The organism is Tissierella sp. (assembly GCF_032104385.1).
In the GTDB taxonomy this organism is placed as follows: Bacteria; Bacillota; Clostridia; order Tissierellales; family Tissierellaceae; genus Tissierella.
Genome location: NZ_DAMCHJ010000001.1, coordinates 170,819 through 185,231 on the forward strand (window position 1 = coordinate 170,819; position 14,413 = coordinate 185,231).

The 14,413-nt window shown below is 32.8% G+C and carries 13 protein-coding genes and 1 tRNA gene; 2 read left to right on the forward strand and 12 right to left on the reverse strand.

Annotated elements, in window-relative coordinates:
* Window positions 1–68: 68 nt before the first annotated feature.
* The 3 genes from zupT to RT714_RS00785 all read right to left on the reverse strand — a co-directional run bounded on the left by zupT (window position 69) and on the right by RT714_RS00785 (window position 3,797).
* A complete protein-coding gene (gene zupT, locus RT714_RS00775; RefSeq protein WP_313755713.1) occupies window positions 69–872 on the reverse strand; it encodes a zinc transporter ZupT in 804 nt (267 codons plus the stop codon).
* Complete coding sequence (locus RT714_RS00780; protein ID WP_313755714.1) at window positions 865–1,977, reverse strand: YibE/F family protein; 1,113 nt, start codon at window positions 1,975–1,977, stop codon at window positions 865–867. The genes zupT and RT714_RS00780 overlap by 8 nt, the downstream gene beginning before the upstream one ends.
* Before the next feature lie 116 nt (window positions 1,978–2,093).
* A complete protein-coding gene (locus RT714_RS00785) occupies window positions 2,094–3,797 on the reverse strand; it encodes a methyl-accepting chemotaxis protein (RefSeq protein WP_313755715.1) in 1,704 nt (567 codons plus the stop codon).
* Window positions 3,798–3,973: 176 nt separating this feature from the next.
* Here RT714_RS00785 and RT714_RS00790 point away from each other — a divergent pair.
* Window positions 3,974–4,049, forward strand: a tRNA-Val gene (locus RT714_RS00790).
* A 135-nt stretch (window positions 4,050–4,184) separates the two neighbouring features.
* Entirely contained in the window at window positions 4,185–5,630 is a 1,446-nt protein-coding gene (locus RT714_RS00795) for a leucyl aminopeptidase (RefSeq protein WP_399325510.1), read from the forward strand.
* A 121-nt stretch (window positions 5,631–5,751) separates the two neighbouring features.
* Here the strand turns inward: RT714_RS00795 and RT714_RS00800 are convergent, their stop codons facing one another.
* The 9 genes from RT714_RS00800 to nhaC all read right to left on the reverse strand — a co-directional run bounded on the left by RT714_RS00800 (window position 5,752) and on the right by nhaC (window position 14,379).
* Window positions 5,752–6,288, reverse strand: coding sequence for a 2-oxoacid:acceptor oxidoreductase family protein (locus RT714_RS00800; protein ID WP_132983013.1), 537 nt, complete (start codon window positions 6,286–6,288; stop codon window positions 5,752–5,754).
* Between the two features lies 1 nt (window position 6,289).
* Window positions 6,290–7,030, reverse strand: coding sequence for a thiamine pyrophosphate-dependent enzyme (locus RT714_RS00805; RefSeq protein WP_313755717.1), 741 nt, complete (start codon window positions 7,028–7,030; stop codon window positions 6,290–6,292).
* A gap of 1 nt (window position 7,031) precedes the next feature.
* Complete coding sequence (locus RT714_RS00810) at window positions 7,032–8,090, reverse strand: 3-methyl-2-oxobutanoate dehydrogenase subunit beta (RefSeq protein WP_313755718.1); 1,059 nt, start codon at window positions 8,088–8,090, stop codon at window positions 7,032–7,034.
* Window positions 8,091–8,111: 21 nt separating this feature from the next.
* Window positions 8,112–8,318, reverse strand: coding sequence for a DUF362 domain-containing protein (locus RT714_RS00815; protein ID WP_132983016.1), 207 nt, complete (start codon window positions 8,316–8,318; stop codon window positions 8,112–8,114).
* 99 nt (window positions 8,319–8,417) lie between these two features.
* The gene (locus tag RT714_RS00820; protein ID WP_313755719.1) at window positions 8,418–9,665 is read right to left on the reverse strand and encodes an MFS transporter; all 1,248 of its coding nucleotides are present in this window, start codon (window positions 9,663–9,665) and stop codon (window positions 8,418–8,420) included.
* Between the two features lie 86 nt (window positions 9,666–9,751).
* Window positions 9,752–10,930 (reverse strand): PLP-dependent aminotransferase family protein, encoded by a 1,179-nt coding sequence (locus tag RT714_RS00825; protein ID WP_313755720.1) that lies wholly within the window; start codon window positions 10,928–10,930, stop codon window positions 9,752–9,754.
* A 16-nt stretch (window positions 10,931–10,946) separates the two neighbouring features.
* Entirely contained in the window at window positions 10,947–11,846 is a 900-nt protein-coding gene (locus RT714_RS00830) for a bifunctional enoyl-CoA hydratase/phosphate acetyltransferase (RefSeq protein WP_313755721.1), read from the reverse strand.
* A gap of 14 nt (window positions 11,847–11,860) precedes the next feature.
* Window positions 11,861–12,922: a butyrate kinase gene (buk, locus tag RT714_RS00835; RefSeq protein ID WP_313755722.1), complete on the reverse strand. Its 1,062-nt coding sequence runs from the start codon at window positions 12,920–12,922 to the stop codon at window positions 11,861–11,863.
* Window positions 12,923–12,951: 29 nt separating this feature from the next.
* Complete coding sequence (gene nhaC / locus RT714_RS00840) at window positions 12,952–14,379, reverse strand: Na+/H+ antiporter NhaC (RefSeq protein WP_313755723.1); 1,428 nt, start codon at window positions 14,377–14,379, stop codon at window positions 12,952–12,954.
* Window positions 14,380–14,413: the final 34 nt, after the last annotated feature.

Sequence of the window (14,413 nt, forward strand, 5' to 3'; positions counted from 1 at the left end):
TCTAGAGAAAAATTCTTCTGACAATCTTTTAATTTACATTTTCCTAAGAGTTAAAAATTTCTACTGCTTTAATGATGATGAAATATACTCATAGATAATGCCATAACTGCCATTCCTGCAATGGCTCCATATACAGATATATGATGATCCTCATATTTTTGGGATGATGGTAACAATTCATCTAAGGATACAAATATCATAATACCTGCCACTATGGAAAAAAGAATTCCAAATACTAAATCATTGAAAAGTTTTGATAAGATTAAATACCCTATTACTGCACCGAAAGGCTGACATAATCCTACTAATAGGGAATAAACAAATGCCTTTTTCTTGCTCCCAGTAGAATAATAAATCGGCACTGATATAGCAATGCTCAATGGTATATTGTGAAGAATTACGGCTGCTGCTAAAGGAATTGCTAGAGATATATCCTTCAATCCTGCAGTAAATATAGATAATCCTTCAGGTAAATTGTGTATAGCTATTGCAACTGCCGACATAAGTCCTAACTTAGATAGATGTTCTTCGTTTTCTTCATGATGATGTTCATGTTCATCATGTCCATGATAATGCCCTCCATATTTATGGACTATTTTTTCTATTATAGCAGTAATGAGCATACCTCCAAAAAATCCACCTAAAGCTATAAAATTGCTATGCTCTCCAAAATATGTTTCTATTAACTCCATGCCCTCCGGTAAAATTGCCATAAAAGACACATATATCATTATTCCTGCTGAAAAACTCAAGGCTATGGCTAAAAATCTTTTATTAGTTTCCTTTACAAAGAAAGATAATAAACTTCCAATTCCCATTGATAACCCTACTATAGTTGTAAGTCCCAACGATAATATTACTTCTTTATTCATTTTTTATATCTTCTCCTCTTACTTTTTTAGTCAATACACTAGCTATTAGTGCTGTGATTGGAATAGTCAGTACAAGCCCAATACTTCCTGATAATGACCTGATAACTTCCGTAGCTATTACATCTAAATTCATAATCTTAATTAAGGATGTTTCATATGCCATAAATAATAATAAAAGAGGAATAGATGAGCCAGTATATGCAAGTATTAAGGTATTGGTCATGGTTCCCATTACATCCTTACCTACATTCATACCCGATTTAAATAATTCTTTTCTTGAAAGATTGTTATTTGCACTATGTATCTCCTCTATGGATGAGGCTATGGACATTCCCACATCCATTACTGCTCCTAAGGAACCTAATATTATACCTGCAAAAAGTAAGTTTTTAAAATCAAACTCTATTTCTTGTGGAATATACATTAACATTGTAGCTTCCTCTGCACTTAACCCTGTTAAATGTATCTTTGATCCTACATAATATGATATTATCCCTGCTATAATAACCCCTGAAGAAGTACCTAATATTGCTGCTATACTCTTATTATTGACACCAGATACTAAAAATATAGTTATTATTGTAACTCCTATTGAAATCAATATAGATATAGGTACAGGATTTGCTCCTTTTAATATTTGAGGTAATAATATATAAAATACAGCTCCTATGGTTAAAGACAATGATATAATGGCCTTTAGTCCTTTCATTCTCCCAACTATAAGAATTAAAACAACAAATAAAATAATTAAATATAATATAAAATCGGCTCTTTGATAATCTGCAATATTTATATTATATTCTCCATCTGCTATTTCCTCAATAGCTATTACTACTTTGTCCCCTTCTTTCACAAAAATATTATATGCCATGTTATCTGATAAATCATTTTCTATATCTACTATTTTATCTTTATATTTCCCACTGGTAATCTTCAATGTAACTTTTTGTGTTTGGACATATTCTCCAAATTCATCTTTTTCTTGTGCTTCTCCCGCCTCAATAACAATAGCCTTTTCTATTAATGGCTCTATATGTTCCTCTGCTAAGACTGTGGTGTTAATTATAATTAACATTAATATAATAATTGATAAAATTTTCTTCATAAATACCCTCCTCAACTATATTAATAAAAATATTATATCACAACAAATATGTAATTGAAAAAAATTGCCAAGAGAATATCTCCTGACAATTTCTAAAAAACCTATAAAATTATAGGTTACACCTTAAATTCTTTTATTAGACTATTTAATCTATCTGCTATGGTAGCTTGATTTTCCGTCGCCATTACAATTTGCTCTAATGCCTCCTTAGTTTCATTCATCCCTATTCTAATTTTATCTGAATTCTCATGGGCATTGTTCATATTTCCTGCAATATTCAAGATTACAGATGATATTTCCTCAGTTGATGCATTTAGTTCTTCTGACATAGCTGCTGTATCTTGAGATATATTGTTTACAAAGACTGCATCTTTCTCATAGTTTATTCCTGTTGATACCAAAAGGTCATAGTCTTTAGTCACACTATGATTTATGAACTCTAAGATATCCTTAGAATTCTTAGATAAATTTGTAAAAGCAATATCTACATTTGCAACTACAGACTGAATTTTTGATACATATTCCTCAGATTCTTCTGCCAATTTTCTAATTTCATCCGCCACTATAGCAAACCCTCTGCCACTATCACCTGCTCTTGCTGCCTCTATTGCTGCATTAAGTGCCAATAGATTGGTTTGAGTGGATATTTCTGCTATAGAATCGGCTATAACAGATATTTCATTTACTACTTTTCCAGCTTCTATAGCATTTATTATAGCTTTTTCTTTTTCCTGTAATAATTTATCTGCAATTTTCTTGGATTCTTGTCCTTGTAGCCTAATTGTCATAGCCCTTTCTTTTATTTTAGCAGATTCATTGCTTCCGTCAAATGCACTAGTTGCAAGTTGTGTAACTCCAGAATTTACTTCTTCAGTGGAATTAGTTAGTTCTCCTGTTGCAAAATTTACGCTTTGTATATCCTCTATTATACTCATGGTTCTATTAGATATTATATTAAAAGTACTATTGATTTCTTCTGTTATTGCAGATAACTCTTCAGATGAATCTGATACTTCTTTAGAACCTTGAGAAATTTCCACTATGATTGCCCTCATCCTAGCTTGAGCTTCCTTTAATGAATTAACTAATTTACCTATTTCATCTGTTGTATCTGTATTTATCTCATAGGTTAAATCTCCATTACCTAATGCTTCTGCAAATTTTACACCTTTATTTAAGGCCTTTGAAATATATGAGGACATAAAAAGTCCAGCAATTATAGCAATGGCAAATCCACCTAGAATAAAAATCATCATATCGGCAGATGCCTTTTTATATCTTTCCAAACTGCTTTTATTCTCCATTTCAGCCATTGATTGATTAATATCTATAAGTTCTCCAATACGTCTGAACATTATTTCACTAGCAGTTGTCACATCCTTTAATATCTTTGTGTCATTTAAACCTCCATCTTTAAGTATGATTTCAATCAGATTATCTCTTTTATCACTATAGGATTTAAGATTTTCAAGAAAGATGTTCCAAGTCTGATTTGTTTCCACAGATAATTCCTTTTTACTATAGGATTCTATTAAAGCTTGATTTTTATCTCTATCATTTTCCATAATATCAACTATTGAAGAAATTCTTTCAATTTCCTTTGTATTAACTAATTCGTTAAGTACCGCTCTAGTATTTAGGAGATTTTCTCGTATTTCATGCAACTCATTAATTCCTTTAAGATTGTGACTATACATTCTATCCCCTGCATTGTAGATTTCTTTCATATTAAACCTACCTATTATACATACAATCCCTAATAATATGGTTATTGATATAAAAACTATTAGAAGCTTTACTTTGATTGAAATACTTCTCATACTATCATTCCCCCCATATATAATCCCTATTTTCTATATCATACTCTATTAATAATTTAACTTCAATGGTTTTTATAATATTCTGTAAGTTTTGAATAGGCAATGTATACACAGTTAATTTATCTAGTATATTGATAAATATAATATTTTATGATAATATATTGTGGAATAAATAAGGGCGGTTAACTCAGCTGGTAGAGTGTCATCTTGACGTGGTGAAAGTCGTAGGTTCAAGTCCTATACCGCCCACCAGTGTTTAATTAAGAATTAAGGTATTCAGGTTGACTTGAAAAGTTATTTGACAGTAATAAATTTACTGTCTTTTTTTATATGTTTTATTTTAATTATTTTTGGTATAATTAGAGTGTCTAAATAAATTAGAATGGGGTGTTTAATTTGAAGATATTAATTGGTACAGGCGGAGAAGTAGAAATTCTTTTAGTATTTAAAGAAACAGAGAAATTAAATAAGGCACAAGAATTATATGATTATCTAAAGAAAAAAGAGATTTTCAAGGGTAATTGCGGAGAGGTATATTCAGATATTTCACCTAAAGGAAATAACGTAATAATACTGGGGCTAGGAGAAAAAGAAAAGATATCATTTGAATCTCTTAGAAAAGCTTTCTATAAATTAGGTAAAGAATTAATGAAGTTTAAAGTAGAATCTGCAGAAGTAACAGTTCCTAAGTTTGAAAATCTTTGTTATACAAAGACTAATATGGCAATAGCAGAAGGTCTGCTTCAATCAGAATATGCCTTTGAAAAATATTTATCAGAAAAGAAAATAAAGCCTACAGTTAAGGAATTTTTCTTAAATATATTAGAAGATAAAAAAGATAAGGTAGAAGAAGGAATTAAGGAAATCAATAATCTTATAGAAGGAATATTTTTAGCAAGAGATTTAGTTAATGAGCCTGCTATGGAAATGACTCCTGTTGAACTTGCTAAAAGAGCAAAGGAAGAGTTAGAGGTTCTAGGAGTTGAGGTAAATATTTATGATAGAGATAAAATAGAAGAGTTGGGAATGAAAGCTTTTCTAGCTGTTTCTAAAGGTTCAGCTATTCCACCTCAGTTCATAGTTATGAAATGGAATGGAGACAGTTCATCTGAAGAAAAACTTGCTCTTGTTGGTAAGGGACTTACTTATGATTCAGGTGGATATTCTATAAAACCTGGAGATAGTATGGTGAATATGTATAGCGATATGGGTGGTTCTGCTTCTGTAATTGGTGCTATGAAAGCTATTGCTAAATCTAAGCTAAATAAAAATGTTATTGGGATTATAGCTGCTTGTGAAAACTTAATTTCTGGTGAAGCATATAAGCCTGGAGATGTAATTGGCTCTATGGCAGGTAAAACCATAGAAGTATGGAGTACCGATGCAGAAGGCAGATTGACTTTAGCAGATGCATTATGGTATGCTGCAACTGTTGAAAAGGCTAATAAAATCATTGATATAGCTACCCTTACAGGCGCTTGTATTGTAGCATTGGGCAATGTAAATACTGGTGCTATAACTAATGACGAAAACTTAATGAATAAAGTAAAAAATGCTTCTGAGTTAGCAGGTGAACCAGTATGGCAACTACCTTCAAATGATGAATATAGAGATTTAATAAAGGGAACTGTTGGTGATTTGAAAAATACTGGGGGAAGAGGAGGCGGTACAATAACTGCCGGACTTTTCTTAGAAGAATTTGTAAATAAAACTCCTTGGGTTCATTTAGATATAGCAGGAACAGCCTTCCTTTCTGGAGAAATGGGATATTTGCCTAAGGGAGCTACAGGAGTTCCTGTGAAAACCTTATATCATTTAGCTAAGGAAATATAAAGAAGAATATTTTTACTAAGATAAAATAAAAAATCCAGAAGAACTATTCTTCTGGATTTTTTCTGAAATGTATACGAAAGATAAAGCTTAAGTGAATAGATATACCTTGCCTCTACATATATTAGATAAAACTATATCCTGCTTTTAATGCAGCTGAATTAAGTGCTTCAAATTTTTCTTTTCCCTTTTTCCTAAACATATCGTTCATTCCTTCTAATGCTTCCTCTTCAGTAAAGTATCCCGATTCCTTTACTATAACTCCTGCCATAACTATGTTAGCTCCTTTAGGATGGTTTAATTCATTTGCTATAGTCATGCAAGGCACTTCTATGATTTTAATATCATCTCTTGTATTTAAAGATGCATCTACCATGTCCGAGTTTACAACAATTGTACCTCCCGATTTAACAACTGGAATAAATTGTTTGAAAGCTGGTATATTCATAGCTAATACAATATCTGGTTCGTCTATTGAAATATGATAAATATAATCTTCACCAAATTTTACTGTACAGTTAGCAGTTCCACCTCTCATAGCTGATCCATATTGAGGACTCCATGTTGCATGATATCCTTTAAATATAGCCATTTGTGACATCAATAGTCCTGCAGTAAGTACCCCTTGTCCCCCAAAACCTGCGAATACTATTTCTTTCATGTTATTTCGCCTCCCTAGTCTTAAATTCCCCTAGTGGGAAGTATGGAATAAGCTCTTCTACTATCCTTGTCATTGAATCTGTAGCTGTCTTTCCCCAGTTAGTTGGACATGGTGAAAGTACTTCTACTACAGAATAGCCTTCTCCATTTATTTGTGCTTCTAGGGCATTTTTAATATATCCCTTTAATTTATTTATATGTGCCGGATTGTGTACACTTCCTCTGGCTGCATATGCTGGATTAAATTGTGATGCTACTAATTCTGGAAACTTAATTGGCATACCAGTTACTGTACAATCTCTACCATATATTGATGTTGAGGTTTTTTGTCCTGGCATGGTGGTATTACTCATTTGCCCACCAGTCATCCCATAGTTTGTATTGTTGATTATAATGGCAGTGAACTTTTCATTTCTGTAGGCTGCACTTGTAGTTTCTCCAATACCTATACTGAATGCATCTCCGTCTCCTTGATATGCAATTACTATATTCTCTGGATTTACTCTTTTCATAGCTGTAGCTACTGCACCTACACGACCATGGGAACAGTGTAATCTATCAGTATCTAATCCTCCACCTAGAAGGCTTGAGCAACCTACACCTATACCAAATATTACATTTTTATCTTGTCCCAGTTCTTCTAGACATTCTCCTATAAGTCTAATTACTATTCCATGTCCACATCCTGGACAGAATCCCATAGGATTATCTATTATCGCTGGAACTTTTCTTGCCTTTGCCATTCTAATACACCTCCTTCATTTCGCCTGAGATTACTTTTTGGAAATCTTCTTTTATTGTTTTTATTGATGGTATACCATATACATGTGGTTTACAATATACTGGTATGTTTCTTTCTTGTGTTCTTTTTACAGTTAAAGCAATATCATCTATTAATTGTCCAGTAGCGTTTGCTTCTACTGAGATAAATCCTTTTACATTCTTGTTAACTTCTGAAAAGGCTTTTTCTGGGAATGGCCATGCAGTAATAGGTCTAATAAATCCTACTTTATGTCCTTCTGCTCTTAATTCTTCTACTGCTCCTTTAGTTGCTCTGCCTGGTAGTCCGTAGGCTATAAATATATAATCTGCATCTTCTAAATAAGATGATTCCCATCTTTGTTCATTTGCTTTTACTGTATTATATTTTTCGTTAAGCTCTACTGCTTCTGTCATACTATTTCTATCAAATATACCTATTTTTTTGTTTGTATATTTTCCATCAAATCCCCAAGGATATCTTTTCGATTCTTGCATTTTAGGCAATTCACATGGTTCCATCATTTGTGCTAAAGCACCTTCTGTCATAAGTACTGATACCATTCTATATTTTTCTGCTAAGTCAAAGGCTAAAACTGTAAGGTCTGAGGCTTCTTGAATACTGCTTGGACAAAGTACTATACACCTATAGTCTCCATTTCCTCCACCTCTTGTTTCTCTCAAATAATCACATTGAGCTGAAAGTAGAGTTCCTATACCATTTCCATATCTTACTGTATTAACTACTACTGCTGGTAATTGCTCATCAGAAAGAGTTGTCATGCCTTCTTGTTTTAAGCTTATTCCTGGCCCTGAGGATGCTGTTATTGCTCTAACTCCACAAGCTGAACCACCAATTATCATATTTATACCTGCAATTTCAGATTCTGCTTGGATAAATGTTCCACCTACCTCTGCCATTCTCCAAGACATATATTCCATTATCTCCGTAGAAGGAGTAATTGGATATCCTGCATAAAGTCTAGCACCTGCTCTTATAGCCGATTCTGCTATAGCTTCATTACCTTTCATCATGTCTGCCATTTTCTTTACCTCCCTTTTATATTACTTGTCTCCTAATACTTCATATACTCCATCTGGACATGTTGTATAACACATTCCACATGCAATACATTTATTGTGATCTATAACAGTGTAGTTATATCCTGCTGCATTAATATTTTCACCAAAGGATATAGCCTGCTTTGGACAAACTTGTATACAAAGACCACATTGCTTACATCTCTCTGTTTTAGTTAATACTTTTTCCATTACCCTTCCTCCTTTTTAAGTTTATAAATCAGAACATCGTTCCGATTAATGATGTATTTATTGATCCTAATAACCCTTTAGTAATAGGATCAATAAATATTAGTTATTTCCTTGTGTTTCAACCTTTTTCTTGTATCTTATTGAAAATATAGCATTTACAATACCTACTGCTAAAATTGCCATTGTATATATAAATATATATTTATATCCTCCATTTCCGTATTTATCTATCCAGTTCCCAAATAATGTATATTGAAATAAATCTGGTGAAAAACCTATGGCACATGTAATCCCCGCTGCTGTAGCAGAGAACTTTTCTGGAATCTTAACTTCTGATTGTACTGCGAACATATTTGCCCTACCTACATAAGTGAATACTGATACTAATAAAGTTAATGCTATAAATATGGATATAGGTGTAGAGTGTGGTAAAATCATAATTGCTAAAATTGTTAAGATTGCACCAGCTGCTGCTATACCAATTGCTTTCGATACTGATCCTATTTTATCTCCTACATAACCACCTAGGGGAGCACCGAAAGTACGAATTACATAGGTTCTAACAATAGCAACTCCACCTGCAATAGTTGCAGAGATACCAAGTACATTTGTATAATAATGAGTAAAAGATTGTAAGGATGCATATAATGAATAAACACAGAATATTGCAATTCCTGTATACCAGGTTCCTGGAAGTTTTAATACTTCTATAAAATCAGATGCTTTAACCTTATCAACATCGGATTGTTTTTTATCCGTTACTTTCTCTGGACTATCAATTAAAAAGAAAAGTATTGCAGCAATTACAATAGATGCAACTCCATATCCTATTGATACATACTTTATGCCACCAACGTTTGATGCTGCTCTTGCAAATAGGAATAATGCAATACCATTAACAATAACACTACCTACTCCTCCTGCTGCTTCTGCCAGTCCAAATACTTGTCCCTGATTATCTTCATCACCTAGTAATCGAACTATCTTCACATGTGAAGGGAAATAAGCAAATAATCCTGTTATTGCTAATCCTATCCATATGGCTATTGCAAATTTATAGTTCATATTCATTGCAAATAAGAAACATAATATTCCATTTCCAACTAATGAAAGTAGATAGATAGTTTTATGGTTAAACTTATCACATAGCCATCCACCGATAGGAGCACCTATTACATTTCCAATACCATAAATAGCTATCAAAGTACCTAATTGAGCATATGATGCATTTAACCCCTCTGCCAGTGGATCTGCAAATACATGTTGGACAAATGGTAGGGCGTAAGTAATCGCATATCCTGCGCCTATAAAAAATATAGTTATAAAAACCTTTAATCTTTTGTTCATCTGGGCAACTCCTTTAATTTTTATTTTTTATTTAATTTGAAACTCTAAATATAGATCCACCTAGTATTCCTTGATGTCATTTTAATTTATATATTTTCTTTTAATAATCTACCTAATATTTTCATACCCTCTACTATTTTATCATTTGTCATAGTTGAGAAGTTTAGACGTAATGAGCTTTCGCAGTCATTTCCAGGATAGAAGGAGCCACCTGGCACAAATGCTACTTTCTTTTCAATTGCTTTTTTAAGCAATTCTCTTGTATTGATATGGGATGGTAATTCTACCCAAACAAACATACCGCCCTTAGGATAATAATATTTTACCTCCTTAGGGAATTCTTCATTAATTGTTTTAATCATTAAATCCCTACGCTCCTTATATACTGAATTAATCTTAGCTAAATGTTCATCTAAATCATTATTGTCTAAGAATTCAGCAACTTGCATTTGAGCTAATTCAGCTGATTGTAGGTCTAAGCCATTTTTTACTAACTCATATTTAGATATAATCTCTTTATCTGCACATGCCCACCCTACTCTTAGTCCCGGAGATAGAATTTTTGAGAATGATCCCAAATAAATTACTCTACCTTCTGTATCTAAGGATTTTATTGATGGAATTCTTTCTCCTTCAAATCTTACTTCGCCATAAGCATTATCTTCAAGTATTGGTAAATCATATTTATTAGCTATTTCTATAAGTTCTTTACGTCTTTCTAATGACCAAGTTCTGCCTGTAGGATTTTGAAAGTTAGGAATTACATAAATCATCTTTGCTTTTGATGTATTCTTTATTACTTCTTCAAGTTCATCCATTAGCATACCTTCTTCATCACCATTTACACCTACATAGTTAGTTGCAAATGGCTTAAACGCCGCGAAAGCTCCCAAATAAGATGGATTTTCTGTAATTATTATATCCTCTTCGTTTAAAAGCATCATTGCAGCAACGGTAATTGCTTGTTGTGAACCAGTTGTAATAGCTATATTATCAACTGTAGTTTTAACTCCTTCTCTCGCCATAAGACCAACTATTTTTTCCCTTAGAGATACTCTTCCTAGAGTAAGTCCATATTGTAGGGCAACTTCAGGGTTTTCCCTTAATATTTTATCTGTTGCCTCTCTCATTGCTTCTGCTGGAAAAAGATTAGGATCAGGTAATCCTCCGGCAAAAGAAATAGTTCCAGGATTTGCAGCAATCAACTTCATAGCTTCACGAATATCTGAAGGTTTTAATACCTCCATACGATTAGCAAATTTCATTTTTACTACCTCCTAATTATTTTATATTTGAAGCCAAACACGCTAGAGCTATTGAATTTACTTTTATCTCTGCAGTATCTGACCTTGAACCAAGTACCACTGGGTTGGATGCTCCAAGAATTATTCCAGCCCATTTTGCCTTATTAAAATGTAGCCAAGACTTACCTAATGCATTTCCAGTTTCCATATTTGGAAATACTAATAAATCCACATCTCCTGAAATTCTACTATTAATTCCCTTATGCTCTGCAGCATGAGAGTCAAATGCCACATCAAAGGCAATAGGTCCTTCTATAATACATTTTGGTATTTCATCATTTTCAACCATCTCTACAAGAGCCTTTGCATCTACAGTTGAGGATATTTTAGGGTCTACCATTTCATTAGCCGCTAAACAAGCTACCTTAGGCATGTCCATTCCTATACCTTGTAAAGCTAGTAATGCATTAGTCAATATATCCTTTTTTTGTTCCAAAGTTGGACTAACATTTACTCCACTATCAGTACAATAAAGTAATTTATGGTATCCCGGTAATTCATATACAGCAAGTAATGACAATAATCTACCTGTTCTTAGTCCATTCTCTCTATTTAGAACAGCTCTCATATATACACTGGTATTTACAAGGCCTTTCATAAGTACATTAGCCTTACCTGACTTTACAATTTTTACTGCTTCTAAGGCTGCTTCTTCAGAACTTTCCTTATGTACTATTTTATAATCTCTTAATCCTATATTTTTTATTATTGCTTCAATTTTTTCCTTATCTCCTACTAATATAGAATCAATGAATCCAATATCTGTAGCAATTTTTACTGCCTTTAATACTTCCTCATCATCAGCTGCAGCCACACATACTGTAGATTTTTCTACTTCTTTCACCTTTTGGATTAAATTATTAAAATTTTTTATCACAAATACACCTCCTATTATTTGTAGATTTTTTCATCTTCTTGACCACTTAATACTCTTAAAGCTCCTAGAGCTAAGGCTTCCATTTCCATTTCTCCTGGTATAATTTCTACAGGTGCTAGATAAGAAACTCTCTTAGTTACCTCTGATGTAATCAGTTCTGAATGAGCTATTCCACCAGTTAGGATAATCTTGTCCACCTTACCATATAGTGAAGCGCCATACATAGCGATTTCCTTAGATACCTGGTATATAAATGAATCCATGATTAGTTTAGCCTTTGCATCTCCACTCTTTATTCTTTCTTCTATTTCAATCATATCTTTTGTACCTAAATAATCATACATACCACCAATGTTACTAACTTTATTTATCATTTCGGATTCGGTATATTTTCCTGAATAACATAATTTAATTAATGGATAAGTGAGTATTCCACCACTTCTCTCTGGTGAAAATGGACCATCTGATCTACCACCACTTCCGTCTATCATTTTTCCATTACTATGAGCTACTATGGATATACCTGAGCCTAAGTGTGCAACTATAAAATTATAATCCTCATACTTTCCGCCCATCTTTTCAGCAGATTTTCTACAAACTGCTTTATGATTTAAAGAATGGAGCCAACTTGCTTTCTCAATATCGGATAAACCAGTAATTCTTGATATATCTTGAAATTCATCTACAGAGACTGGGTCAACTACAAATGAAGGTACTCCTATTTCATCTCCAATATTCTTAGCTAATACTGAACCTAGATTAGAAGCATGTTCTCCATTTATGGCATTTCGAAGGTCTTCTATCATTCTGTCATTCACTGCATATGTACCACCAGCTATTGGTTTCATAAGTCCCCCTCTGCCTACTACACAATGAAATGTTTCAATAGGAAAGTTGTTTTCCTTTAAAGTATTAATTATCAGTCTTTTTCTATACTCATATTGTTCAAATACAGTATTATAGTCATTTAAATCTGCTTGAGTATGAGATATGTTTTTCTTAAATACTTCTTCTTTTCCTTTAAACACAGATATCTTCGTTGAAGTCCCACCAGGGTTAATAACTAAAATGTTCATACTTGCCTCCTTCATAATTTAAATTCATTTTAAACAGTTTTTTTCTTTAATCTAATTATTTTCTTTATTGGCTTACTTTCCCACAACACGTATATACCTAAGAAAGAGAAAACTATTGATAAAATTGGATTTATAATACTTAGTAGAGCATAAGGTGCTATTTTAAAATTTTCTACCCCAAGTGTGGCTGCAACAAATGCTCCTCCTGTTGACCAAGGAATAAATATCTCCATCAGAGTTCCACCTTCTTCTAGAAGCCTACTGAGCATATTTGGCTTTAGACCTTTCTTTTTAAATTCTTCTCTATATAAATTCCCATTGAGTATTATACTCAAATACACTTCTCCCATTGCTGCTATTCCAAGGGTAGTAGTTGATATAACTATTAATGCTAATATTCCAGGGTTGTTTACATTCCCAATAAATCCTTTTATTAACCTATCTAGAAAACCAACTTGCTGTAAAACTCCACCCAACGATATTGCTATAAATGCTAAGGAAAATGTCCACATCATCTCTTGGATACCTCCCCTATTTAAAAGCTTGTCTACTATTTCAACTCCAGTATTTCCCGAATATCCATAATTCAGTGAAAGAAGTGCAGCATTTATAGTTGCTTTTTGAAAGACAATAGCTATGACAACTGCAGCTGCAGCTCCTATTATCATAGAAGGTACTGCTGATGCCCTCTTTATATTGAGAGTAAATAATACTATCATAGGTAAAAATATAATCGGATTCATATTAAAGTTTGTTCCTAAAGTATTTACTATTAAATCAACTTCTTCTTTATTTACACTACCCTTTGAATATTTAAATCCAATTAAAGTATATAAAATCAATGTTATTATATATGCTGGTGTAGTAGTATATGACATGGACTTAACATGTTCATATAAATTAGTGCCTGCAGCAGCTGCTGCTAAATTTGTGGTATCAGATATAGTTGACATTTTATCTCCAAAATAAGCTCCTGAAACTATCATTCCAGCTGTAATATGAGCTGGAATTCCCAACCCATTTCCTACACCCATTAAGGCTATACCTACAGTACCAACTGTCCCCCAAGAACTTCCTGTAGCTATAGAAGTTAAACTACAAAGCAACAGCCCCACAGGTAAAAACCATAATGGAGTTAATATCTTAAGTCCATAGTAAATTATTGCTGGAACAGTACCTGCCATAATCCATGATCCTATGATTACACCAATAAGTATAAATATCATCATAGCTGGCAAAATCTCCGTTAAGCTTCTTTCCATTCCCTCCATAAGATTATCAAAGCTATATCCTAATCTAAAAGAAACTATGCAGCTAAAACTAAGTGAAATAAGTAATAGGGCATGAATATCAGCCTTAAATACAGTAATACCTACAACAAGAATTAGAATTACTGATATAAGCGTAAATAAAGAAATTCCAAAGCTTGGTTGTATCTTTTCCTCACAAGTTCCCATAACCTTCCTCCTATCACTTTGATTGCCTTTTATT

Bases quoted from the DNA above. Each gene is read 5' to 3' on its own strand.
- buk (WP_313755722.1), bottom strand. From the start codon at position 12,922: ATGAACATTTTAGTTATTAACCCTGGTGGGACTTCAACGAAGATATCT.
- RT714_RS00820 (WP_313755719.1), bottom strand. From the start codon at position 9,665: ATGAACAAAAGATTAAAGGTTTTTATAACTATATTTTTTATAGGCGCA.
- RT714_RS00810 (WP_313755718.1), bottom strand. From the start codon at position 8,090: ATGGCAGACATGATGAAAGGTAATGAAGCTATAGCAGAATCGGCTATA.
- RT714_RS00825 (WP_313755720.1), bottom strand. From the start codon at position 10,930: ATGAAATTTGCTAATCGTATGGAGGTATTAAAACCTTCAGATATTCGT.
- RT714_RS00785 (WP_313755715.1), bottom strand. From the start codon at position 3,797: ATGAGAAGTATTTCAATCAAAGTAAAGCTTCTAATAGTTTTTATATCA.
- RT714_RS00805 (WP_313755717.1), bottom strand. From the start codon at position 7,030: ATGGCAAAGGCAAGAAAAGTTCCAGCGATAATAGATAATCCTATGGGA.
- zupT (WP_313755713.1), bottom strand. From the start codon at position 872: ATGAATAAAGAAGTAATATTATCGTTGGGACTTACAACTATAGTAGGG.
- RT714_RS00800 (WP_132983013.1), bottom strand. From the start codon at position 6,288: ATGAAAGAAATAGTATTCGCAGGTTTTGGGGGACAAGGGGTACTTACT.
- RT714_RS00780 (WP_313755714.1), bottom strand. From the start codon at position 1,977: ATGAAGAAAATTTTATCAATTATTATATTAATGTTAATTATAATTAAC.
- nhaC (WP_313755723.1), bottom strand. From the start codon at position 14,379: ATGGGAACTTGTGAGGAAAAGATACAACCAAGCTTTGGAATTTCTTTA.
- RT714_RS00815 (WP_132983016.1), bottom strand. From the start codon at position 8,318: ATGGAAAAAGTATTAACTAAAACAGAGAGATGTAAGCAATGTGGTCTT.